14 protein-coding genes and 1 pseudogene are annotated in these 24,907 nt (G+C 61.9%); 8 read left to right on the top strand and 7 right to left on the bottom strand.

Annotated elements, in window-relative coordinates:
• Window positions 1-53: 53 nt before the first annotated feature.
• From IPI01_03300 to IPI01_03270, 7 genes are all read right to left on the bottom strand, one after another.
• Complete coding sequence (locus IPI01_03300; protein MBK7256845.1) at window positions 54-1,427, bottom strand: acyl--CoA ligase; 1,374 nt, start codon at window positions 1,425-1,427, stop codon at window positions 54-56.
• 51 nt (window positions 1,428-1,478) lie between these two features.
• Window positions 1,479-2,114: a hypothetical protein gene (locus tag IPI01_03295; protein ID MBK7256844.1), complete on the bottom strand. Its 636-nt coding sequence runs from the start codon at window positions 2,112-2,114 to the stop codon at window positions 1,479-1,481.
• 86 nt (window positions 2,115-2,200) lie between these two features.
• Entirely contained in the window at window positions 2,201-3,301 is a 1,101-nt protein-coding gene (locus IPI01_03290) for a histidinol-phosphate transaminase (GenBank protein MBK7256843.1), read from the bottom strand.
• A 67-nt stretch (window positions 3,302-3,368) separates the two neighbouring features.
• A complete protein-coding gene (locus IPI01_03285) occupies window positions 3,369-5,654 on the bottom strand; it encodes a hypothetical protein (protein MBK7256842.1) in 2,286 nt (761 codons plus the stop codon).
• Window positions 5,655-5,669: 15 nt separating this feature from the next.
• Complete coding sequence (locus IPI01_03280) at window positions 5,670-7,160, bottom strand: hypothetical protein (GenBank protein ID MBK7256841.1); 1,491 nt, start codon at window positions 7,158-7,160, stop codon at window positions 5,670-5,672.
• Window positions 7,161-7,306: 146 nt separating this feature from the next.
• Window positions 7,307-9,589, bottom strand: a complete 2,283-nt coding sequence (locus tag IPI01_03275) for a right-handed parallel beta-helix repeat-containing protein (protein MBK7256840.1) — start codon at window positions 9,587-9,589, stop codon at window positions 7,307-7,309.
• 72 nt (window positions 9,590-9,661) lie between these two features.
• The gene (locus tag IPI01_03270; protein MBK7256839.1) at window positions 9,662-11,548 is read right to left on the bottom strand and encodes an ATP-binding cassette domain-containing protein; all 1,887 of its coding nucleotides are present in this window, start codon (window positions 11,546-11,548) and stop codon (window positions 9,662-9,664) included.
• A 599-nt stretch (window positions 11,549-12,147) separates the two neighbouring features.
• Between IPI01_03270 and IPI01_03265 the strand changes: the two genes are divergently transcribed.
• From IPI01_03265 to IPI01_03230, 8 genes and pseudogenes are all read left to right on the top strand, one after another.
• Entirely contained in the window at window positions 12,148-13,392 is a 1,245-nt protein-coding gene (locus tag IPI01_03265; protein ID MBK7256838.1) for a DEAD/DEAH box helicase, read from the top strand.
• A gap of 86 nt (window positions 13,393-13,478) precedes the next feature.
• Window positions 13,479-14,036, top strand: a complete 558-nt coding sequence (locus tag IPI01_03260; protein ID MBK7256837.1) for a hypothetical protein — start codon at window positions 13,479-13,481, stop codon at window positions 14,034-14,036.
• A gap of 158 nt (window positions 14,037-14,194) precedes the next feature.
• Window positions 14,195-15,631, top strand: coding sequence for a beta-glucosidase (locus tag IPI01_03255; protein MBK7256836.1), 1,437 nt, complete (start codon window positions 14,195-14,197; stop codon window positions 15,629-15,631).
• Window positions 15,624-16,979: an MFS transporter gene (locus IPI01_03250; GenBank protein MBK7256835.1), complete on the top strand. Its 1,356-nt coding sequence runs from the start codon at window positions 15,624-15,626 to the stop codon at window positions 16,977-16,979. The genes IPI01_03255 and IPI01_03250 overlap by 8 nt, the downstream gene beginning before the upstream one ends.
• Complete coding sequence (locus IPI01_03245; protein MBK7256834.1) at window positions 16,976-18,175, top strand: exo-alpha-sialidase; 1,200 nt, start codon at window positions 16,976-16,978, stop codon at window positions 18,173-18,175. Before IPI01_03250 ends, IPI01_03245 begins: the two co-directional genes overlap by 4 nt.
• Before the next feature lie 75 nt (window positions 18,176-18,250).
• A complete protein-coding gene (locus IPI01_03240) occupies window positions 18,251-18,715 on the top strand; it encodes a hypothetical protein (protein ID MBK7256833.1) in 465 nt (154 codons plus the stop codon).
• A gap of 59 nt (window positions 18,716-18,774) precedes the next feature.
• On the top strand, window positions 18,775-20,493 hold the full coding sequence (locus IPI01_03235) for a proline--tRNA ligase (protein ID MBK7256832.1): 1,719 nt from the start codon (window positions 18,775-18,777) through the stop codon (window positions 20,491-20,493).
• 3 nt (window positions 20,494-20,496) lie between these two features.
• Window positions 20,497-21,917 (top strand): annotated as a pseudogene (locus IPI01_03230) (aldehyde dehydrogenase family protein).
• The last annotated feature ends 2,990 nt before the right edge of the window (window positions 21,918-24,907 follow it).

The following is a 24,907-nucleotide window of genomic DNA, read 5'->3' as shown; positions in this document are numbered from 1 at the left end:
AAGATCGAGGATTGGCAATGAATTGTCAATCCTCGATCTTCAATGTTCCATCTTCAATTTCCTTTCCGGCCCTCCACAAAGAAGTACTTCCTGCCTTCGCCGTCGTATTTCCAGCTCCCCATGTCCCCGGTCATGAACCAACCATTCCGGAATGCCGCGCGGGTCGCCTCCGGGTCCGCATCGTAACACCGCATCACGTTGTGCCCGCGCACACCGATCTCGCCGCTCTGCCCTTCCTCCGTTTCCTTTCCCTCTCCGTCAAGCACGGTCACCTCGTTCACGGGCAGGGGCATGCCGACCGACGCATGCGCATGGCGCGTGAGCCATTGCTTGTGTTCGCCCGGTGGAAGATCCACGGGCACACAGCATGAGCATGCAGTTGCTTCGGACAGTCCGTACGCATGGATCACCGGACGCTTGAAGATGGTCTCGAAGCGTTGGACCAGCTCCACCGTGAGCGGGCCGGCCCCGCAGATGAGATGACGCAGGTGAGCGAGTCTATAGGCGTCGACGGACAGCTTGGCATGCAGGAGTGCCTCGAGCAATCCGGGATCGGTGCTGACCACCGTGATGCGGTCGGAAGCGATCCGTTCAAAGAACTTCTCAGCCTGGAATGACCGCGTGAGGACAACACCACCGCCGGCGGCGAGCGGAGTGATGAGAGAGAGGACGATGCCTTTGACATGGTGCACGGGGAGGATGCACATCAGCCGCTGGTCGCCGGACAGCCTGTGCCATTCGCCGATCGCAAGGGCTTCCGAGAGAAGATTCGCATGTTCGAGGACGACGCCTTTCGGCTTGCCGGACGGGGGACAGCTGTACATCACGAGTGCTTCATCGACGGCGCCGATGATGCGTTCGGGTGTGAACCGGGTACTCAACCTGGCAGCGTCCGATTGCACATGGGGGAGATCCTGCCGTAGCCGTGCACCCACCTGTACGATGGTGCGGCATGATGGGGCATGCTCGCGCAGGGCGGTGATGCGCCCCAGGTACGTATCGCGGACGCACGCATGCGAGGCACGGGACGTCCGGAGGATACAGGCAATGGCGGTGTCGTCGAATGTGGGATCGATGGGAACCACCGATGCCCCGAGGAGGAAGGCCGCGAAGTACATGATGACAAGGTCCGGGTGGTTGTCATCCACGGTCGCGATCCTGTCGCCCGGCCGGAGGCCCAACCCGGCGAAGAAATTCGCAGTGCGGCAGGCCTCCTCATAGATCTCACGGTAGGTGAATTCGCGCCGCTGGCCGTCGGCGCCGTAGAAGATCAGGAAGATCTTCTGTTCATGGACCTCTGCCTGCTCCTCCAGCAGATGGCCAAGGGTCCGGTAGGGCAGGCCCGCCTCTTCAATGGGGATATCATGGAGACTCCGCGCTCGCGCGATGGTTGCGGCCATCGCCTGGTCGATATCAGCCGTGGACACGTCAGCGTGCTCCCTGCAGTGGTCTGGATCGGACATGCCAAAGGATGTCCGCTACTTCCCCCTGAATTCTCTGTCGATGATGTCGATCTCGCCCGGATACGTGAGCGGCCCGAAATCCGTACGGATGGTCGGCTTCGCGCGCAGTGTGACTCGGGACGCCGACCCGCTGGAACCGCCAAGCGCCAGGGCAAGGTCGAGGATCTTCTCGTATCCTTTGTCCTTGAAGAAGGAGTAGAGATCGAGGTTCATCCGCAGGGGGATCATGGCCTCCTGTCCGGTGCCCGGGATGCTGATCGGTTCGGCGATGTCGCCGGCGATGGTCGGTGTGTCGTCGAGACGGAGGTTCCAGGCGAACGACGTCAGCGTCGCAGCGGTTTTGGTCGACCCGCCCGATCCGTCGTTGGGATTCTTTGCGGCGACGAACAGCGTGAACTGGGTCGGCAGTTCGCCCCTGGCAAATGCCGCGACCGCTCGCGCGCCATCGGCGAATCCGAGTTTCGACTTGCCGGTCAGGGTGATCCCGGCGACCTGGAAATCGCCGATGTGGTCAAGCTTGAAGGAGCAGCGCGAAAGATTCATCGCCGCGCCGCTGACCTGTTGCAGGACCGCGCAGGATGTGAGGGTGAGGGTCAGGGCCGCCAGCAGTACGAGTGCGGCGAAGGTGGGTATGAGGGTTCGTGACTGCATGGTGATTCCTTGTCTATGAAAGAACATACGAGAATGTACAAGCGTTCCGCACTATCCATGTCCGGTGGCCGGGAGGCACCGGATGGTCATCCGAAGATCCCGGCCGCTTTCAGGCTCGCCAGTGCCACCAACAGCATGGCATTCTGTTCTTGCGTTCCGATGGTGATGCGCAGGCAGTGGGGGAGCCCGAATGCCTTCAGGGGGCGGACGATCACGCCGTGCTGCAGCAGGCCGTTGAAGATCCTGTTGACGGCGTCCTCGCTCTGGAGCGGCACGCAGAAGAAGTTGGCTTCGGTCGGCACGACGGCCAGCCCGAGTGCCGTGAGGGCATCGCCGAGGGTTCTCTTCCCGGCGGCGTTCACGGCCAACGAACGGTGCAGGAACTCCGCATCTGCCAGTGCACCGATCCCGGCCGCGGAGGCGGGCGTGCTGGGCTCGAAGGGAAGCTTCACCTTCAAGAGGTTCCGTATGAGGGCATCGTGTGCGAACCCATAGCCGATGCGGATGCCCGCAAGCCCGTAGACCTTCGAGAATGTCCTGAGCGTGATCACGTTATCGTACCGGTAGTGCATGGAATCCGGATACGAGGGGTTGTCCCGTGCATACTCGAAGTAGGCCTCATCGAGGATGATGAGGACGTGTGCGGGAACCCTCCCCATGAAATCGTCGAATTCGCCGCGGGTGAAGATCGTTCCCGTGGGGTTATTCGGGTTGACAAGATAGATGATCTTCGTGTGCGCCGTGATGCGGTCGGCGATGGCCGGAAGGTCGAACCGGTACTCGCGCAGGGGAACCGTGATGAGCCGCGTCCCGCGTGAGCGTGCAAGGACGTAAAATCCGATGAATGTCCCTTCGGAGGTCAGCACCTCATCATCGTCGCACAGGAATGCGCGGATGATGTTGGACATGATGCCTTCGGAGCCGCTCCCGGCGATCACATTCTCGATCCGAAGGTTATACTGCCGGGCGAGCATGCCCCGCAGGTCCAACCCGCCGTTCGGGTAGAGCTGCAGATCGTCCATCGCGGCACGCATCGCAGCCAATCCCTGAGGAGACGCCCCGATGGGGTTCTCATTCGATGCCAGCTTGACAACGCGCGTGATGCCGAGTTCCTGCTGCAGCTCAGCAATGGGCTTGCCTGCCTTGTACGGCTCGAGGGACTCGATGTATGGAGGGACCAGTGGCACGGGTGCTATGCGATGTTCTTTCAAAAAGATACACGGATTGCGAGAAAAAGGCAAAGGGAAAAGGGCGTCAGTCCGCCTCGGTCACATCGAGATGCTGCATCTTTCCCTTCGCGATCAACCCCGTGATCACCGCATTGCCGGAAGCGTGCAGACGGAACGCGACGTCCCAATTCGCGGGCCATGCCGGCAACAGGATCGCTTCGCCGTCCTTCTCCTGCAGCACCATGTTCTGCAGCGCCAGCATCGCCACCGAGCCGTGGTCCTGGTCGGGGGTCCAGTCGTAGTTGGGCCCCCAGAATGCCGGGAAGCGGCAGAGAGTATCGCGCCGCGAAAAGTTGTCCACCATGAACGCCATCGCCGAGTTCGTCAGTCCGAGGATCGCCGCCTGGACGCTGTGCTGCTGCCAGCCGCCGTTCTCGGTGGTCACCCGTTTCGCAAAGCTCCGGCGCGCGAGCTGAAGCCCCGGTTTCTCCACGCCAAAGATCCGGTAGGGGAAGATAGCGTAGAGTTCGGGATTCTCAATGTTGCCGGTCTTGCCATAGTGCGCGGCCGGAGCAAGCAGCGTATCGCCCCCTTCGATCCGCAGTGGCAGGGGGGGAAGTGCTCTCAAGAGGCTGCGCCATTCATCGCGGAGAGCGGGTGTCGTCAGCGAGTCGGGCAGCGCGAGCATCCTCGATGCCACGACACGCACGCCGGCGACATCAGGCATCGGGTCAACAACACTGTCCTGGTAGGTTTCGAGTGCCTGCGACGGCGAGAACCGGATGATGCCCTCTGCGGTCCGGGGCCAGTGTTGCCCGAAGAAGCGGAGGACGTCCGAGGCGACCGGGAGGAGCGTTGTCTGCACGAACCGTCTGTTGGGACGGAATGCGTAATGGTCCAGCATCATCAACGAAAGTTCGAGTCCGCTATTCCAATGGTACCGTATGTAACGGTTCGCGGTCAACCCCGGCGTGAGGCCGGTGCGGTCCATGCCGTAGTTCGTGTTGGTATAGGTCCCCCAGAAATTCATGGTCTCGGGGAAGTACGCGCCGTCATGGCCGTAGTAGCGTTTGGTCGCGGCACGGCGCAGTGGGAGTGCGGCCGCATACATCGTGAAGAGCGGCTTCATCAGGTCGGGGTCGCCTGCCGCGAGCATGGGCCAGTACGCAAGCCGTGTGTTCTGGAACCAGTACGGTCCACCCCAACGGCGGAAGTCCGCGTCGAGTCCGCCTGCGGGCCCGGGCCGGCCGTAGGTATCCACGGTGAAGAGCGAACCGTTGAATTTGATCGGGTATGCTCCGCGCCCCGCGCACGCGAGCATGTAGCGTTGCAGGGCATATCCGCGTGTCACGGTCGCCGTCGCGGACCGCTGGGTGGAGTCCTCGGATGACACGATGATATAGCTCCGCTCCCAGAACGACGCCCACCATTTCTCGTGGGCAGCGCGCAGGTGCGTTTCCCTGGCCTTCGCAACGGCGGTCGCCCGGGCGTCTGCTTCGGCGAGCCATCGCCCCCTGGTATCACGCTCGGCCGTGTGCAGAGTGATCACCAGACGCATCGTGCGCGATGGTGCGCGGGTGACAAGGACAGAGTCTGATTGCGCAATGAATCCGGTACCTTCCATGATCCCGCCGGAGGTCGTGCCCAGCAACGGGTCGGGGCCCGCGGTGGCAGGATCGAGATCCTGGAGTCGCAGGTTGTCCGCCCACACGGACCGCTTGTTCCTATGGAACCAGCGGATGCGGTTCCCCTTCGTGCGCAGAATGGAATCCGGATCGACGACCACGGGAACGCTCTCGCCGTCGCTGAGGCCATACGCCGAATGGATCTCCTCGCCATCCTTCAGCGCACGCGGTGCGGTACGCCAGAGTTCGAGCGAGACCCGTGCGGAGAGGGGAACGGGGGATGTCAGGGTTGCGACCACTGCCGGGTGGTTCGCGTCAACCCGCAGGTCCAGTCGCGGTGCATCGGGCCCGGTGCCCGCCGAGATCGAGAACATCCCGCGGACGATGTTCAGCGCCTCGCGATAGGACGTCGTGGATCCGAACGGCGAAGGAGTGAGTGCGATACGGATCCGCCCCAGCTTCTGAAGGCGGCCGTTCTCCGACCAGGCATCCGACTTCGCGAGGTACAGCAAGATGTCACCCCGGTCATCCACCCACGCATTCACCGCACAATCGCCGTTGCCCAGGGGGATGGAGTTCAGGGAACTCATCCCGGGGGCGTCCCAGGAGAGGAGATAAACCCCTTCCATCGAAGCCGCGGTCAGTCGGGGCGACGTACCGCCGCTGTTCGGCTGTGCCGCAGCGTGGACAAGGACCAGGAGCGAGAGGACAGTGGTGGCAATGAGGAACTGCGCGAACTGTTTCAACAGGATGCCCTTGCCTTAGTGTGTTGAGCGTGTCAGTTGGACATCGATCCGCTTCCATCCGCTTTCCGGTGGCGTGACGCCCGTGAGGACCTGAGTATCATACCCCGGCCGGGAGACGATCACCTGATGAGGCGCAGGAGGCAGGAAGCGATACAGTGTACCGGTCGCGGGATCCGTCGTGCGCCGTCTGACCTCCTCCGTTTCGATCCGCGGAACCCATACGGTGGCTTCGAGGGCGACGCCTGTCGACGCGTCGGCCACGTGGATCGCGACGCCCGGCCCTTCCGCGCGGCGCAACATCGTGCGGATGCCGTTCAGATTCGCGTCGACGATCCCCTGCACTTCATGCGGAGGGAAGAAGGCGGCCCCGAGCCCCGTCTCGACGATGAAATCGAATGTGCCGAGCGTACCGTACAACCAGGGGTACGACTGTCCGACAAGCCCCGCGCCTGGTTCCGCGTGGTAGCTTGTATCTCCCTTCATCGTTGTGATCGCACCGGCAAGCGCACGGGCCATCGGGGTGAGGAGCGCATCATCCGGCGCGGCTCGCCCTCCCCAGTTCCACGGATAATAGATCACTTCACCCTGACTGTGGTAGGTGATGGAAAGAAGGAAGCGCTCCTTGCGCGCGAGTTCAGCGATCGCGCGGGGTTCATTCTCGGAGAAGGGGAACGGGCCGCGATACCGCCCGCTGGTGGGTTCTCCTGCGCCGCCCCCGCCCCAATTGAAATCGTAGTTCCGGTTGATGTCGACACCGTCCGGATGGTTCAGGACCCCGTTGCCATCCGTGTCGCGCGTGTTCTTCCGCCAGCGCGGATCCTGTCCGGACGTCACGATATCATGCCCGTCAACGTTCACCACCGGCACGACGATGATGCGGAGGTTGTCGACCCACCGTGTGACCTCCGGATCCGTCCCATACGTCGTCACGAGCATTTCCGCTGCAGCGAGGGAGATCTCCGCACCCATGAGCTCGTTGCTGTGATGACAGCCATCGATCATGAACGCGGGGACGTCGCGGCGTGTCCCGACATTCCTGGAGATCACGAAGGCGTGGATCGGTTGGCCCTTCTGCGAACTCTTGCCGATCTCGATCACGCGGACGAGGGAAGGGAATCGGGTTTCCAACTCCTTGCCCCTGCGGACGATCTCCGGATAGGTATGATACGGCTTCTGGATCCTCATGCCCGGCCCGTACATTGCACGGCGGACCAGGGTCACGAAGCTGGTATCTTCCATGACAAGAGTGGACGCAAGTCCACGCTCCGCCAGCAATGCCCGTTCAGCGGGAGTGACCACCAGGAGGGCGGTGTCGCGGACCAGCGTGGTGAATTTCCGGTAGTCGTAGTCGTCGAACGTGAATATCCCGGTCTTCCGCAGGGTCTCGGGCTTCACGTTATCGATGCGGATGAGCAGTGATCGTTGTGCCGGGGGCGGGGACCCCGCAGAGGAGTCCGGATGGACGAGACACATGGCAACGAGAACACAGAGGATCTGCTGGAGCATAGGCCGGCCTGTATGGAGGAAGAGGTTGAGGTACAGCTCGCAAGATAGAGACACCGTTCGACAGAAGCAACGAGAGGTCGCTCGCACCGCCTGCCCGTCGCCGCCCGGATCGATGCAGTGCGGGACCATCCCTGAGCGATGGTCCATCAGCGCGCGGGGATGGTGTGGCGATACCGGTCGTGGATCAACCCGATCTCGTCCATGGGTATCTGTTGGAAGGCCGCCTTCTCCGCGCGCGATCCCGGGCGCAGGCCGAAGTTCCCGTGCTCAGGATCGATGAAGGGGTGATCATCGATGACGTTGCCATGACGGAGAAGTTCGCCGGCCATCGCGGTATCGGTGCGGGTGTGCGTTGACGCGTATCCGATCGCGTACGGATCGTAGTCGGGTGTCCACTTTCTGGTGAACACGGCCAGCATCGAGTCTCCTATCAGGTTCCCTTCGATCTGCACATGCGTGAAGTCCATGCCTTCGGAAAGGTCCAGCCATGTCCCTCCGGCACTCACGTTGCGCACGACCCGGTGGCCGTACGGCATCCCGAGGCCCGCCGTGTCGAGGTAGTGGGGGAGCCGGGGATAACGGATGCTGTAGGGCGGCTGTGTGAAGTGGACGTCCTGGAGCTTCTCGTGGATCTTCCAGGCTCCCCCCGGAGCGAAGTAGGACCTGTGCGGCCAGATGTAGATGTTCACCGACGGGTGGCAGTTGTAGAAGATGTTGTTCTCCACCACATTGTCGCGCCCGCTGTTGAAGAAGACGCCGATGTCCACGTTCGCGAGGATGTTCCCGAAGATCGTCGTGTTGGATCCGGGAAGATCGAGATAGATCCCGCGGAACCCGCCCTCGCCATACCCGTGCGTATCGTGAATATAGTTGTGCCGTATGACGGTGCCCATCTCCGTATAGTCGCCACCGGTGTTGATGCCCCCCACATCCCCGGACTCGTGCGCAAGGTCGTACAGGTCATTGTATTCGATGCGATGGTCGTTGCCATAGTACTGGATCCCGGAGAACGGCGCATCATGGATGCGGTTGTGTGCCACGATGTTCCCGACCCCGTGAAGGAAGATGCCGCCGTTGAAGCTCTGCAGGATGCCACCGTACCGGGTGATATGATTGTTGATGGCGAAGTTCCCCGCGGGCGTGAGCGTCGTCCGGTCACCGCCAACGACCCTGATCCCTGTGCCGCCGATATCGTGGAGGTCACAACTCTGGACCCCGTTCTTCGTGCCCCCATCGATGATGATGCAGGTGTCGTTGTCAATGTTCCTGACCGTGCAACCGGCGATCAGGTTGTCGCTGCCGCCCCTGATCCTGACAGCGCTTGCCCTGGAGCTTTCGAAGATGATGTTCTCGATGCGGACGTGCGACGTCCCGATCATCTGCACCATCGGCTCCCTCAAGAGGGAGACCGTAACGTCGCCGGCCGTGGGAGGGGACGGAGGCCAGAAGTAGACAAGTCCGTGTGCGGCGTCAAGATACCATTCGCCCGTTTGGTCCAGCTCTTCGAGCACGTTCAGGAAACGGTAGCGTTGCCCCTTCTGATACCCATAGTGATGATGGGGAGGCTCGGGGTACACCGTGTGCGATGCCGTGTCGATCCTCGCCACCTTCTGATAGGCATCCCGCCAATCCCATACCCAGTAGCCATGCATCCAGACATCCGTCTGGTCCTTCCAGTCTGAGGGGTGTTCACCATCGTACCGGAACATCCCGCTGTGTCGTCCGGCAGGGAGGCCATTCTTGATCACTTTCCTGTCGCCCGGGTTGAGGATCTGTGCTTCGATGAGAGGGACATCGGCGATCCTGAGCCATCCTTCGTTCGGGTACCGTGCAACAGGCATCCGTGCGCCGCGGAAGAAGAGATTCATGCGGTCGGGCGGTGTGCCAACGTCGGTGATGCCCTGCGCGCGAAGATCGGCGACGAGGACGGACGAGCGGGCGTCCGGATGCAGCCGTGCCATGACGGCCGGGTCGCGGACAGGGGAGAATCCTTCGATGGTCTTGCCGCCCAGAAAGCGCACCGTCTCGCCCGGGTATGCGCTCCAGACAGCATCGTGTCCGGGGCTCCCCGAATCGGACGTATCCAGAGTAAGTGTGGCGGTGCACGCATAGTTTCCCCCACGGATGAGCACGGAAGGCCGAAGGCCTGCGCGCCGTTGCATGCGGGCTACGTCCCTGGCTTTGCCCGGCGTGGCGAGGGGCCCATCGGTCTTCGTGGCGTTGGGTGCAGGAAGCGCCCCTGACCAGAGATCGTTGCCGTTGGGAGCGACATACACGATCCCCGGATCATCCTGTTGCATGGTGGCAACGGCGCGGGGTACCGGCCAGGTCAGGTTCACGAGGAGCAGGGAGAGGCTGAACCACGTGCGGAACAGCAGGGCCGGGCGTGACCGGTGTGCACTATCATGCGAGATCGGGGTAGGTGTCATGCGGCTCCCATGCGAGAGATCGTCAGTAAGGTTCAGTGTCGGGCCGGTCCGGCGAATGCAGATCACGGCCGATCAGGCGGAGAGCGAACTCTTCTTTTCTTCCAGCTCGTGCCACCGGGCATAGATCCGCTCCACTTCGCTGCGTGCGCCATCGAGCTCCGCGGTGAGCTGTGCCGCCCGCTCACCGTGTTGCGTGTAGAAGTCCGGGGACATGAACAACGTCTCGATCCGCCGAACCTCATCCTCGGCCCGCTGGAGGTCCGTCTCGATCGTTGAGAGTTCCTTCGACTCCTTCCAGGTGAGCTTTGCGGTCTTCGGCTTCGAAGGACCTGCCGGCCTTGCGGTGGTCGGGGCAGGGGAGAGTGACGCGCGACGTGCGGCGCGCTTCTCCACATAGTAGTCGTAATCGCCTTCGCTGAAATGCACCACGCCGTCACCCTCGAATGCCAGGATGCCGTTGCAGACCCGGTTGAGGAAGTAGCGGTCGTGGCTGACCGCGATGACGCATCCCTGGAAATCGACGAGCGCCTCCTCCAGGATGCGCAGTGTGGCCAGATCGAGATCGTTGGTGGGCTCATCGAGGATCAGGAAGTTGCCGCCGTTCTTCAGGATCTTCGCAAGGAGCAACCGGCTGCGTTCGCCGCCCGAAAGGTTGCCGACCTTCGTATGCATGCGGTCGTCCTCGAAGAGGAACCGCCGCAGGTACTTCCACACCGTCACGCGCTCGTTGCCGATCTGGAGGTATTCGATCCCTTCCCCGATCTCCTCCAGGACAGTATTCCCCTCGTTCACGGAAGCGCGTGCCTGATCGATGTAGTTGAACTTTGTCCGTTCACCGACCACGACGGTGCCTGCCGCCGGTGCAAGCTCGTTGAGGATGATCTTCAGCAGGGTGGTCTTCCCGAGGCCATTGCGTCCGATGATCCCGAGCTTTCGCGTGTCGTTGAACTGGAACGTGAGTCCGCTGAACAGTTGACGCGCATGCCGTTCTGCGGCGAGGTCCTTGAATTCCAGGATGGTCGAGCCATGCTGGTCCGCCGGCGGGATGACCAGGTCCATGTCGCGCTGCCGCTCGCGTTCCGGCTCTGCCACCATGTCGAAGTACCGCTGGAGGCGGTCTTTGGATTTCGTGCGGCGTGCGCGCGGGCCCTTGCGCACCCATTCCAGTTCGCGCTTGAGATAGCTGCGGCGCTTGGAATCCTCGACATCGAGTTGTGCCTCGCGCTCGGTCTTGTCGAGGAGGAAGTCCGTATAGTTGCCGGTGTGCGTGGTGCACGTTCCGGCATCGAGCTCAACGATCCTGTTCGCGATGGAATCGAGGAAGTACCGGTCGTGGGTGATGAACAGGCACGCTGCCGGCCAGGTGTTCAGGAACAGTTCGATCCACTCGATCGACTCCGTATCCAGATGGTTGGTCGGCTCATCCAGCAGGAGCAGGTCGGGGCGTGCGATGATCGCACGGCAGAGTGCGACCCGCCTGCGCTCGCCGCCCGAAAGCGTCTGCACATCCCTGTCCTTGTCCGGAACGTTCAGGGAATGCATCGCCGTTTCGATCCGGTTCTCGAGGTTCCAGCCGTCGCGGTGCTGGATGAGGTGTTCCAGAATGTGGCGGCGGTCCGAGATGGGGGGGAGAGCTTCGTACTCTCTGAGGATATCGAGGACGTCGTGGGCACCTTCCCGGATGTTCTCGTACACCGTCAATGCGGGGTCCAGGGCGGAATCCTGTGAGAGGTATCCAACCACCGTGTCGCGCCGGAGCGAGACCGTCCCGTTGTCGGGTTGCATCAACCCGGCAATGATCCTGAGAAGGGTGGATTTACCGGACCCATTATTGCCAATGAGTCCTACCTTGTCGTTCTCATGGATGCTGAGGGAGGCGCCCCTCAGGACCTCGCGTTCTGCGTATGAAACCTCAATGGAATGGGCGGTCAGGAGGACTGCGCCCTGCTGCTCGGGCATGCTGCGGATCCGGTCGGTAGTGAATGCTACAGGGTACGAAGAATCGGGATGTAGGGCAATATGGCCCCGCAGCAGTTGCACATCAGCGAAAAATGAGGTAGGTTATATGACCGTTCATATATAAAGAGAGTAGGTAACCATTGGCTTTTTCGTTCATTAAGAAGATCGGGGACATCGTCCGCGGGCTGACAGGTAAGCCCCGTGGCACCCCGACAATTCCTCCCCAGGTGACACATATTCGCCCCGCTCCGGGTCCGGACCGTCCCGGGCGAAGCAGACGTACCTCCGGTGGGCCGCGCCAACCGCGTGAGCAGCAAGAAGGGCGCCGGGATCAGCGCGACAGTCGCGAACGCCGTGACCAGCGCGAACCCCGCGAGCCCCGCGAACCACGTGAGGCCCGCGAACCACGCGAAGGCAAGGTCCAGAGTGGCCGCCCTCCTCAGGAGCGGAAACCCCGCCCCCCGCGTACCCCGCGGCCGAAGGCCGAGCACGCAGGAACAGCTCCTGTCCTCGCTACACCATGGGATCCGTCAGCATTCATCGTTTCTCCAGCGGATGGCCGTGTCCGCTTTCATGACCTTGACCTTCCGGAAGAGATCATGCGCGCAGTCTATGATCTCGGATTCCAGTACTGCACCCCCATCCAGGCGGGCATCCTCCAGCACACGCTGGGCGGGGCCGATGCCACGGGCAGGGCGCAGACGGGAACGGGGAAGACCGCTGCGTTCCTGATCACGATCCTCACCCACCTGATGCGCAAGCCGATACAGGGGGAACGCAAGCCGGGCGTGCCACGCGCGCTCATCCTTGCGCCGACCCGCGAGCTCGTCCTCCAGATAGACAAGGATGCAGCGTTGCTCGCCAAGTACACGAACCACTCCAACCTGGCGGTGTTCGGCGGCATGGATTACAAGAAACAGCAAACACGGCTTTCTTCCTCGCCGATCGATATCATCGCCGCGACCCCGGGCCGGCTGCTGGATTTCAAGCGTCAGCACGCGATCGATCTGAGCAAGGTCGAGATCCTCGTGATCGATGAAGCGGACCGGATGCTGGACATGGGATTCATTCCCGATGTCCGCCGCATCATCGAAAGCACCCCGATGAAGGGGACCAGGCAGACGATGTTCTTCAGTGCCACGCTCACCCCCGAAGTGAACAGACTTGCGGCATCCTGGACACGCGACGCGGTGGAAGTGGATGTCACGCCGCCGAGTTCCCTCACGCTGGCGAGCATCGACCAGCGGGTGTACATCACGACCGACGACGAGAAGTTCACGTTGCTCTACAACATGGTCACGAAGCTGGGGCTCGACCGTGTGATGGTGTTCGCCAACCGGCGCGATGAGACGCAGTTCCTCAAGGACCGCCTCGCTGCGCGCGAGATCTCCTGCGGGCTGCTCTCCGGCGACGTCTCGCAGGAACAGCGCGTGCGCACCCTGGAGTCGTTCCGCAAAGGGAGCATCAAGGTGCTCGTGGCCACCGACGTTGCTGCCCGCGGCCTGCACATCGACAATGTGAGTCATGTCATCAATTACTCGCTACCGAAGGATCCCCAGGACTACGTCCACCGGATCGGCCGAACCGGCCGCGCGGGGGCGAGTGGCATCTCGGTGAGCTTCGCAACGGAAACGGAAGCCTACGAGATCCCTGCGATCGAGGAGTTCATCGGGCGGCCTCTCGGTGCAGTACATCCTGAGGAAGAAATGCTCACACCTCTGCCGGACCTTGCTGAGGGCGTGAAAGAACCCGGCAAGCGGCCGCGCAAGCGGACGGGCCCGGGTGGCAGCGGAGGCGGTGGGGGAAGAAGGCGTCCCGGGGGGCCCCGACGACATAGTTCGTGACGGCCGTCACTTGTGCATATCACGGAAAACCCTTATTTTTGATTCAGCATTCCCCCAACCAACAACATTTGTAAAAGGAGACACAGATGAAGAAGTTGCTCACCCTGTGCGCCGTCGTGCTGCTGGTGTCATCTCTGGCAATCACGGGTGCATCCGCTCAGGCCAAGAACGGCGAGAACGTCATCACCGCCGGCCTCGGACTCGGCTACCCCGGCCTCTATGGTACCTCCGGTATGCCGCCGGTATTCCTGGCCCTCGACCATGGTATCGTCTCGAACTTCTCGGTTGGCGGCATCGTGTCGTACTCCACGTCGTCCTATGACTATGGAACCGACTACAAGTGGTCCTATTCCTACATCTTCATCGGTGCACGTGGTGCATACCACTTTGGCCCGATGATGAAGGAACTGCCGAAGAACATCGATCTGTATGCCGGCCTGACCCTCGGCTACCACATCGTGAGCGCAAAGTACGATGGTCGTGGCGAAGAACGCCTCGCATCATTCTACTCTGCAGGCGCTTCCTACTTCGGATTCGGCTTCTTTGGCGGCGGTCGGTACTACTTCACGCCGAAGTTCGCGGCGACGGCCGAAGTCGGCTACGATATCGGCTATCTGAAGATCGGTATCTCGTACAACCTCTGATCCCCTGATCAGCAGCATGTGACTCAGAGCCCGTCCCGCTAAGCGGGATGGGCTCTGTCGTATTGCACCGGTCCCGGCCGCACACTCCGCAGGTGCGCCGAGGGGCCGGTCAGCATTCCCTACCACCCGTCACACGTCGTGCCTGGAGTCCAAGAGCGATGATACACTTTCCGTCCGGATTCACCTGGGGAACTGCCACCGCGAGCTATCAGATCGAAGGCGCGTGGCAGGAAGGAGGAAAGGGGCTTTCCATCTGGGATGCATTCAGTCACACGCCCGGTAAGATCATCGATGGCTCCACGGGCGATGTCTCCTGCGACCACTACCACCGCTGGAAGAACGATGTCGAGGGCATGGCATCCATGGGCCTCAAGGCCTACCGGTTCTCGATCGCCTGGTCAAGGATCCTCCCTGCGGGCCGCGGCGAGGTCAACCGGGAGGGTATCCGCTTCTATTCTGAGCTGATCGATGCACTTCTGGAGAAGGGCATCGAGCCCTGGGTAACGCTCTATCACTGGGACCTGCCGCTCGCACTCCAACTGGAAATGGACGGCTGGCTGGATCCACGCCTCGCCAGCATCTTCAAGGAGTACGCCGCAGTATGCTTCGAGCATTTCGGCGATCGCGTGAAGCACTGGATCACGTTCAATGAACCCTGGGTCGTGTCGATCCTCGGATATGGACAGGGGATCTTCGCTCCGGGCCGCGTGTCGAACGATGAACCGTACCTCGCTGCGCACACCATCCTCCGCGCTCACGGTATGGCCGTTCGCGAGTATCGCGAACGGTTCCAATCGGTGCAGAACGGTATCATCGGCATGACCAACAACTGCGATTGGCGCGAACCTCTCTCGCGCGCCCCTGCCGATGTGGAGGCCGCTGAACGGGCTCTGGAGTTCTTCCTCGGGTGGTTCGCCGATCCGTTGTATCGCGGTGACTACCCTGCGTGCATGCGCGACCGTGTGGGGACGCGGCTCCCCGCGTTCACCCCGGCTGACCGTGAGATGATCAAAGGCTCGCAGGACTTCTTCGGACTGAACCACTACACGACGATGTACGCCGCGCACCGGCGCGCGGATGCCACCGATGAGACCTCACCATTCGGCAATGGCGGGATCGCGGGTGATCAGGATGTCCATCTGTCCGCTCACCCCACCTGGCACACGACGGATATGGGATGGTCCATCGTGCCCTGGGGCTTGCGCAAGCTCCTGCACTGGATCGACGCGCGGTACGGGCATCCCCCCATCGTGATCACCGAGAATGGCTGCGCATTCCCGGATGTGCCCGCTCACGGCGTCATCGACGACACCCAGCGCATCGGATTCCTTGATGCGTATCTGTCGGAGGCGCACCGTGCCATGGACGAAGGCGTTGATCTCCGCGGGTACTTCCTCTGGTCGCTCATGGATAATTTCGAATGGTCGTCAGGGTTCACACGCCGGTTCGGCCTGTGGCATGTGGACTACGCGACGGGGGTGCGGACGCCGAAGTCGTCCGCTGCATGGTTCGCACGCCTGAGTGCAGACAACGGTTTCATTCCGATGGCCGGGAATCCGTATCGCTCCGTCGCGGGGGAGGCCGGCCATGATTGAGCGGACGCGCGTCGGCACCTGGGAGAAGGTCGCGTACGGGCTTGGCGATACCGCGACCAATCTTGTCTGGCGAACACTGATGGTGTTCCTGCCCGTCTTCTATACGGACGTCTTCGGTATCTCGGCTGCGGCCGTGGGCACCTTGTTGCTCGTCTGCCGGTACTTTGACGGCATCACCGATCTCCTCATGGGTCTCATCGCCGACCGGACCGACACGCGCTGGGGAAGATTCCGACCCTGGATCCTGTGGTCCACGATCCCATTCGGGATCGCAACCGTCGCAACGTTCACCGCCATCGACGCCACACCGGGTTGGAAACTGCTCTACGCGTACGTCACGTACAGCACACTGATCCTTGCGTTCACGGCGAATAATGTGCCGTATTCCGCTCTGACCGGCGTGCTGTCCGCCGATCCTGCAGAGCGGACCAGCATTTCGTCATTCAGGTTCTTCTTCGCGTTCCTCGGCGGGCTCCTGACACAGGGATTGAACGTGCCGCTCGTCGCCTTCTTCGGACAGGGCAATGATGTGGTCGGCTATAGCTGGACAATGTCGATCTTTGCCGTCGTCAGTGTCATCCTGCTCTTTGTCACATTCGCGTCAACGCGCGAACGGGTGATCACCCCCATCCCCACATCCGTCTCGTTGAGGTCGGATGTCGGCATGCTGCTGCGCAACCGCCCATGGGTGATCGTGTTTGTAACCGGACTCATCTTCGTGACGATGACGACGCTGAAACAGGGTGTCACGATGTACTACTTCAAGTACTTCGTCGGGAACACCGGTTTGGCAACCCTGTTCATGGTGACGGGGCTGCTCGCAGCGATGGCCGGGTCGGCCGCGACCGGTCCGCTCAGTCGATGGCTGGGGAAGAAGGCTCTCATGCAGGCCGCGTTCGGCGTCGCGCTTGTTTCCAGTGCGGCGTTGTATGTCGTGGGCCCGGGGGATGTGGCGCTCATGGTCATTCTCAGTTCGATCACGGAGTTCTCCACGGGCCCGATCGTTGTTCTGTTCTTCGCCATGCTCGGGGATGTCGCCGACTACGGGGAATGGACGCAGCATCGCCGCATGACCGGCCTGGTGTTCTCCGCCGGCACGCTCTCCATGAAATTCGGCACGGGCATCGCCGGGGCACTGACGGGGTGGCTGTTGACGGCATTCGGTTACGTCCCGAATGTGGCGCAGTCCTGTGAGGCTCTTCACGGGATCAGACTCCTTATCAGTGTCTTTCCGGCGATCGCTGCTGCCGCGGCGATGGTGGTGGTCTTCTTCTACCCGCTCACCGGGCACACAACAACCGAAATGGAACGGGCACTCTTGCACATACGGAAGGAAGGATCGGCATGACCAGGAAGCGGATGAACGCCCGTGGCTGGCTGGTGCTCGGTGCTCTGTCAGCATACGCTGCCTTCCCCGGATGGTCACAACCGGGAACAGTCCTGCGGACCGCGACCCTCTATCAGGAACCGGGCGTCTATTGTGCATGGCCTTCGATCGCACGCATGGCGAACGGCGACCTGCTGGTGGCGTTCACGGCCACCGAGGAACACCTCGCACCCGATGGCAGGATACTCATCATCCGATCGGCCGATGAAGGCCGGACATGGACCGGGCCGGATACCCTCCTGGACACGCCGATCGATGAACGCGAGTCGGGATTCACGGCGGGCGCAGACGGCGGGTTGGTCGCCCATCTCTGGTCAACCCGGCATACGCCGGAGTTCTACCGTGGATTGCCCCCGGGTGCGTACCGGAAGGGTGTCCTCGATCGTTGGATCGCCCGTGTTGGATCAGGTTCGTACCGCGTCTGCACGACGTTGCACGGCGCGTGGCAGCGGACGACGACCGACAATGGTCGGAACTGGTCCGATCCTGTGCGGAGCAGGGATGCCGTTCATGGAGGGATCCGGCTTCCGAACGGGACACTGCTCATCGCGAGTTATCGTGACGATCAACCGATGATCGGGATCCACGCCGCGGGGGCGGGCGACACAGGATACGTGCGGATCGCGACCGTCCGCTCCCCGCAACCCGACAGCATCGCATTCGGGGAGCCGCACCTTGCGTTGCTGTCGACGGGCAGGATCATCATGATGATCCGTGCGACGGCACTTCCGTACAACGACAGGGATCCGCGCTGCGTGCTCTGGGAAACCTACTCGGATGATGGCGGCGTAACGTGGGTACGGCCGTTTGCAACCAGGTTGTGGGGCTTTCCGCCGCATCTGCTGGTCCTCGAAGACGGCCGCGTCGTCTGCTCGTACGGGTACCGTCGCATGCCCTTCGGCGAACGGGCCTGTGTAAGCATCGACGGGGTCACATGGGACCCTGCGAACGAGACCGTGCTGTCGGATGAAGCGCCGAACGGGGACCTGGGATATCCCGCATCGGTCGAACTGCGCGATGGCTCCATCCTCACGGTGTACTACCAGCCGCCTGTCGTTGCGGGGACGGTGCAGGAGATGCATCCGCCGGATCCCGGGCGGACGAAACCCGCCATCATGGGTACGGTCTGGCGGCCAACGCCGCCGGTCAGCCGGTAAGCCGCTCCCGGCACGGAGGCGGCGCGCCGGGCCGGATACAGATGATAGCCGCTCTCAATCGAAAGGAGTTACTCTATGGAATCTGCACCGCAGGTCGAACGCTTTCGCCCGCTGCGCGCGCTTCTGAACGGGCTCGTCGCCGTGCTGCTGGGTTGGATCATTTTTCTTATTCCCGCGTTCACGATCGCGATCTCGATCGGATTTGACCTCGGGCCGCAGGGGGTGGAGCAAGCGGAGATAAGCAGGGTGATCTCGAACCGCATCAGCGAGTTGTATCGTGGCAGCCTGCTCGTCCAGCTCGGTGGCACACTCATCGTCGCTCTTCTGGTCTATTGGAGAGCCCGGGTATGTGCATCTGGCGCAGGTGCGCATGCCGTGCGCACCGGTCTCGTCGTTGCCGTCGTGCCCGTGATCTGGGACCTCATCTCCACCGCGATGACGGGCGCTGGTATCGTTGCATTCCTGATGCCTCTCGGCTATGTAGCGGCGGGATACTTCGGGGGCGCAGCGAAACGTGCGCGGGTGACTCCGGGAGCGTGAGTTGCATCCCCCCCCGCATTTTTTTATCTTAAGCATCATTCCACATTGTGAAGACCTTCATGCGCCTGAGTTCCGGATTCATTCCCACTGTCAAAGAGACCCCCGCGGAAGCGGTCATTCCCAGCCACCAGCTCATGATCCGTGCGGGCATGGTTCGCCCGCTGGCTGCAGGCATCTATTCGTTCCTTCCCCTGGGCTACCGGGTGATGAAGAAGGCCATGGAGGTGATCCGGGAGGAGATGGACGCCATCGGCGGGCAGGAATTGCATCTGCCGGCGCTGAGCCCCATCGAGCTCTGGGAATCCACCGGCCGCGTGAAGGCATTCGGCGACATTCTCTTCCATGTGAAGAACCGTCCGCTTGTTCTCGCCCCAACCCATGAAGAGGTGATCTGCTGGCTCGCGAAGAACAACGTCTCCTCCTACAAGGAGATGCCGCAGATCTGGTATCAGATCCAGACGAAGTTCCGGAATGAGCCCCGCCCGCGCTCCGGGGTGCTGCGCGGACGTCAGTTCCTGATGAAGGACAGCTACAGCCTGGATGCGACGTGGGAAGGGCTCGACAAGAGCTACGACCTGCACGCGGATGCCTACAAGAAGATCTTTACGCGGTGCGGACTGAAGTTCTTCATCGTGGGTGCCTCCAGCGGTGCGATGGGAGGAACGGGATCGCAGGAGTTCATGATGGAATCTGCCGCGGGCGAAGATGTGATCGCGGTGTCGGAAGACCTGAGCTACGCGGCGAACATGGAAGTGGCGACCTCGCTGGTGCCGCCGGCACCGCGCGAGTCTGCCAGTGCACCCATGGAGGAGATCCTGACACCGGGCGTGAAGACCATCGACGAGCTCGTGGCCTTCCTGAAGGTGGATGCATCCCGATTTGCAAAGTCGGTGGTGTACTGGTCGGAAGAGACCCCGGTACTCGTGCTGATGCTGGGCAACGACGAACTGAACGAGGCGAAGCTTTCCGGGGTGCTCGGAACGGATGTGCGTCCGATCGAAGCCGAGAAGCTGCTCGCGTTGACCGGCGCCGACGGCGGATCGATCGGCCCGGTGGGATTGCGCGAGCGGACACCCGCCGCGAAGAAGTTCCGTATCATTGCGGACAGGCGGCTCCAGGGGGCGAACAACCTGATCAGCGGCGCGAACAAGAACGACTATCACATCAAGAACATCGACCTCCAGCGCGACTGCACGATCGATGGCTATCACGACCTGCGCGTCGTGCAGGCGGGCGAGCCGAGCCCGAATGGTTCGGGAGCTCTCCGCGTCGTCCCCGGCGTCGAACTCGGCCACATCTTCAAGCTCGGGACGAAGTATGCGGATGCCATGCACGCGACGTTCCTGGATGAGCAGGGGAAAGAGAAACCGATCATCATGGGCAGCTACGGGATCGGCGTGGAACGCATCGTCGCCTGTCACATCGAGCAGAACCATGATGCCGATGGCATCACGTGGGATCCCGTCCTCGCACCCTTCCTCTTCCATCTCATCGCGGTGGGCACGAAGAGCGCTGCGGTCGTCCAGACCGCGGAAGAGTTGTACACGGACATGAACGCTGCGCGGATGGAAGTGCTCTTCGATGACCGGAAAGAGGTGAGCCCGGGGTTCAAGTTCAAGGACGCCGATCTGCTCGGGATGCCGTACCAGGTGATCGTGGGCGACAAGAACCTCTCTGCGGGCAACATCGAGGTGAAGGAGCGCCGGACGGGCAAGCGGTGGCTGCATCCGCGTGCGACCATCATGTCGCACCTCCAGGAACTCGCAGGAAAGAAGTGACCGATGGGGGCCCGACCGATCCTGGTGTGTGGCGCATGGCGCACCACCGCGCACACGCGCCCGGTGCTCAACCCCTTCGACGGATCGGTGGCGGGAGAGGTGTGTCAGGCGGGGAAGCGGGATATTGACGACGCCCTCGCCGGTGCCGTGCGTGCATTCCGGACGTCGCGCAGCCTCGCCAGCCATCAGCGCGTGGATGCGCTCTATGCCATCGCGCGGGGCATCGGGGCGCGGAAGGAGGCACTCGCTGCGATGATCACCCGGGAAACCGGCAAGCCGATCACGCTGTCCAGGATGGAAGTCGATAGGAGTGAGTTCACATTCCGGACGGCGGCGGAGGAGGCGGGGAGGATCTACGGCGAAATGCTCCCGCTCGACATGAATGCGGCGTCCGCCGGGCGGTTCGCCCTCGTCAAGCGCTTCCCGATCGGCCCCATCGCAGCCATCACGCCGTTCAATTTCCCCCTGAACCTCGTGGCGCATAAGGCGGCCCCGGCCTTTGCCACAGGGAACCCTGTGGTGGTGAAGCCATCATCGAACGCGCCCGGGACGGCACTCCTTTTGCGGAGATCATTCTGGAGAGTGGCCTTCCTGTGGAGATGATTTCAGTGCTACCCTGCGCGGGAGATGAAGCTGGTCAACTCATTGAAGATGAACGGGTTGCCCTTATCACCTTCACGGGAAGTCCTGCGATCGGTTGGCCGATGAAGTCCCGGGCAGGCAAGAAACGGGTGACGCTGGAATTGGGCGGGAATGCCGGAGTGATCATTGATCGGGGGGCGGACCTTGCGTTCGCTGCCGGGAAGGTGGTTGCGGGCGGTTTTGCGAATGCAGGCCAATCCTGCATCTCCGTGCAGAGGGTGTTTGTGCACCGGGAGCACGAAGAAGAATTCCTCGGGCTGCTCGTCCCGCAGGTGAAGGCCCTGGCAACCGGCGACCCCTGGGATGTGAATACCGTGGTGGGGCCGATGATCACCGCGCAGGCTGCTGAACAGGCGGAGGGATGGCTCACAGAGGCCATAGCCGGAGGTGCGAAAGTGTTATGTGGCGGACGGCGACACGGCGCCATCCTGGAGCCTACCATCCTTGCGGACGTTCGCCCGGACATGAAGGTATGCTCTCAGGAAGTGTTCGCACCGATCGTTACTGTCGGATCGTATGCGGAGTTCGATGAGGCCTTGGCGGGGGTCAATGACTCGATGTATGGATTGCAGGCAGGAGTGTTCACTCCGGATCTCCGGCACATGCTCCGCGCATTCGAAGAACTGGAAGTGGGCGGCGTGATCGTGAATGATGTCCCGACATACCGGATGGATCATATGCCGTACGGGGGCGTCAAAGGTTCCGGGTTCGGCAGGGAGGGCGTGCGCTATGCAATGGAGGAGATGACGGAGCGTAAGCTCCTGGCTGTCAACCCCCGGTGAAACATCACGTTATCTCACGCTGCCTCATGCCGGCTCTGCCGGCATTCGTGTGTTGAAGATCATCTGCAAAAGTTGTTCACAACTTCCCGCCCGGGCTCCTTGACTTTCCCTGACGACGTTGATACTATGAGCAAAGTCCTATCACAGAACCGTTCGCAATGAGCACGTTCGTCCACCTTCATAATCATTCTCACTACAGCCTCCTTGATGCGGCGACGCGCATTGATGATCTGATCCATGCTGCGGTTGCCGACGGGATGCCGGCGATCGCGCTGACCGATCACGGCGTGATGTTCGGTGCCCTCGAATTCTATAAGAAGGCGAAGAAGGCCGGGATCAAGCCGATCATCGGGATGGAAGCGTACATCGTCACGAAGGGGAGCCGTCTCGAAAAAAGTCTGCAGCAAACGGAAGGCGGCGGGCGACGCGGAGCATATCATCATATCGTCCTCCTCGCGAAGAATGCGACGGGCTACCAGAACCTCATCAAGCTGTGCTCGATAGGGCATCTGGAGGGATTCTACTACAAGCCGCGGATCGACACGGAAGTGCTCCGGCGGCACCGCGAGGGGATCATTGCGCTTTCCGCGTGTGCCGGCGGCGTGGTGTCAGCGCATCTTGCGAATGGGAACGATCAGGAGGCCCTCGAAGCCGCGGAGATCTACAAGGGGATCTTCGGTGACGACTTCTACATCGAGATCCAGGATCACGGGATCGACCGCGAAGCCACCATCCGGCAGAAGGCTCCGGCCCTTGCCCGGAAACTCGGGCTCAAGCTCGTGGCGACGAACGACATCCATTACATGAAGCAGGCGGATGCGATCGCGCACAACGTCCTCCTCCTGATCCCCGATTCGACCGGTGGTGGGACCACGGATTATACTCAACTACGGTATCAGACGGACCAGGCGTACTTCAAGACCAGCAAGGAGATGGCCGAGCTGTTCAAGGAATGGCCTGATGCCATCGGCAACACGTTGGAGATCGCTGAGAAGTGCAACCTCGAACTGAAACTCGGCGAGAATCACATGCCGAAGTTCCCGATCCCGGAAGAGGCGGGGGTCGAGACGTTGCCGGAGTACTTCGAGCTCCTTGCGAGGCAGGGCTTTGCGAACCGGTACCCCGGTGCGACGGAGGCGATGAAGGACCGCCTGGACCATGAGATCTCCGTCATCACCAAGATGGGGTATTCCGGATACTTCCTCATCGTTGCCGACTTCATACGGGCCGCGCGGGAGATGGGTGTCGCTGTTGGCCCCGGCCGCGGAAGCGCCGCCGGGAGCATCGTTTCGTATGCGCTCGGGATCACGAATGTCGATCCTCTGAAGTATGACCTGCTCTTCGAGCGCTTCCTCAACCCCGAGCGCGTGAGCATGCCCGATATCGACGTCGACTTTGCGGATGAGAAGCGCGAGCAGGTGATCCAGTATGTCCGTGATAAATACGGGGCCGAGTCGGTCTCGCAGATCATCACCTTCGGCACGCTGTCGGCGCGCGCCGTCCTCAAGGACGTCGGGCGCGTGCTCGGCATCCCGCTGAGCACGGTGGAATCCGTCACCAAACTGATCCCCGTCGAGCAGGGGAAGGTCCGCCCTCTCAAAGAAGCCATCGAGACGATCCCTGAACTGAAATGGGTCAAAGACAGCGATGACCCGAAGATACGGACGCTCGTTGAAGTATCGCTGACCCTGGAAGGATTGAACCGTGGGGCCGGCATGCACGCCGCCGGCGTGGTGATCGCGCCGGGGGTGATCAGCGACTATGTGCCGCTCTACCGGACCCCGCAGACCGAGGTCATGACGCAGTACAATATGAAGGATCTTGAGGCAGCCGGCCTTCTCAAGATGGACTTCCTCGGCCTGCGTACGCTGTCGGTGATGGAGAATGCCCTCCGGATGATCAGGGAAAACCATGGCGTGACCATCGATCTGGACACGTTGCCGGAGGATGATGCGGACACGTTCGCCCTGTTCACGAGGGGCGACACCGTCGCGGTGTTCCAGTTTGAAAGTTCCGGCATGCGCGATTGGATGCGGAAGCTGAAGCCGACGTGCATCAGCGATCTGGTCGCCATGAACGCCCTCTACCGGCCCGGGCCGATGGAGATGATCGGCGACTTCATCGCCAGGAAGCACGGCCAGCAGAAGATCGTGTATCCCCATCCGAAGCTCGAACCGATCCTGAAGGAGACCTACGGGGTCATCGTGTATCAGGAACAGGTCATGAAGATCGCGAGCGAGATCGGAGGGCTGTCGCTCGCCAAGGCCGATCTGATGCGCCGCGCGATGGGGAAGAAGGACGCCAAGTTGATGGCGGACATGAAGAAGGAGTTCGTGGACGGTGCCGTGCGGCTCGAAGTGCCGAAGAAGGCCGCCGAGGACATCTTCGACCTCATCGAGAAGTTCGCGAAGTACGGCTTCAACAAGTCGCATAGCGTCGCGTATTCCGTGATCGCGTACCAGACGGCGTACCTGAAGGCGCACTATGCCGCGGAATACATGGCCGCAACGCTCACCTCGGAGATCGGGGATACGGACAAGATCGTTCCCCTCATCGACGATTGCCGCCGCGCGGGCATCCGCGTGCTCCCGCCGGATATCAACGAGAGCGGGAAGGACTTCACCGTGGTCGGCGGGGTGATCCGCTTCGGCCTCGTCGCGATCAAGGGTGTCGGAGGGAGTGCGATCGAGACCGTGGTCGCGGCGCGCGTGAACGAGGGGCCGTTCACCAACATCTACGACTTCTGCCGCCGGGCCGACCTCCGCCTGGTGAACAAGAAGTGCCTCGAGAGCCTGGTGCAGGCGGGTGCCTTCGATTCCACCGGTGGCGGACGTGCGCAGGTCTTCGAGAGTGTCGAACGCGCGATGCAATACGGGCAGAGCATGCAGGCGCAGGCCGAACGGGGGCAGGACTCGTTGTTCGATATGCCCGGCACGTCCACGAAGCCGGAGCTGAGTGCTCCGCAACTCGCGGACGTACCCTCGTGGCCG

The organism is Ignavibacteriota bacterium (assembly GCA_016707525.1).
Lineage (GTDB): Bacteria > Bacteroidota > Ignavibacteria > UBA10030 > UBA6906 > JAGDMK01.
The sequence above is the reverse complement of the archived record's forward strand: the minus strand, read 5'-3'. Positions and strand labels throughout refer to the sequence as shown.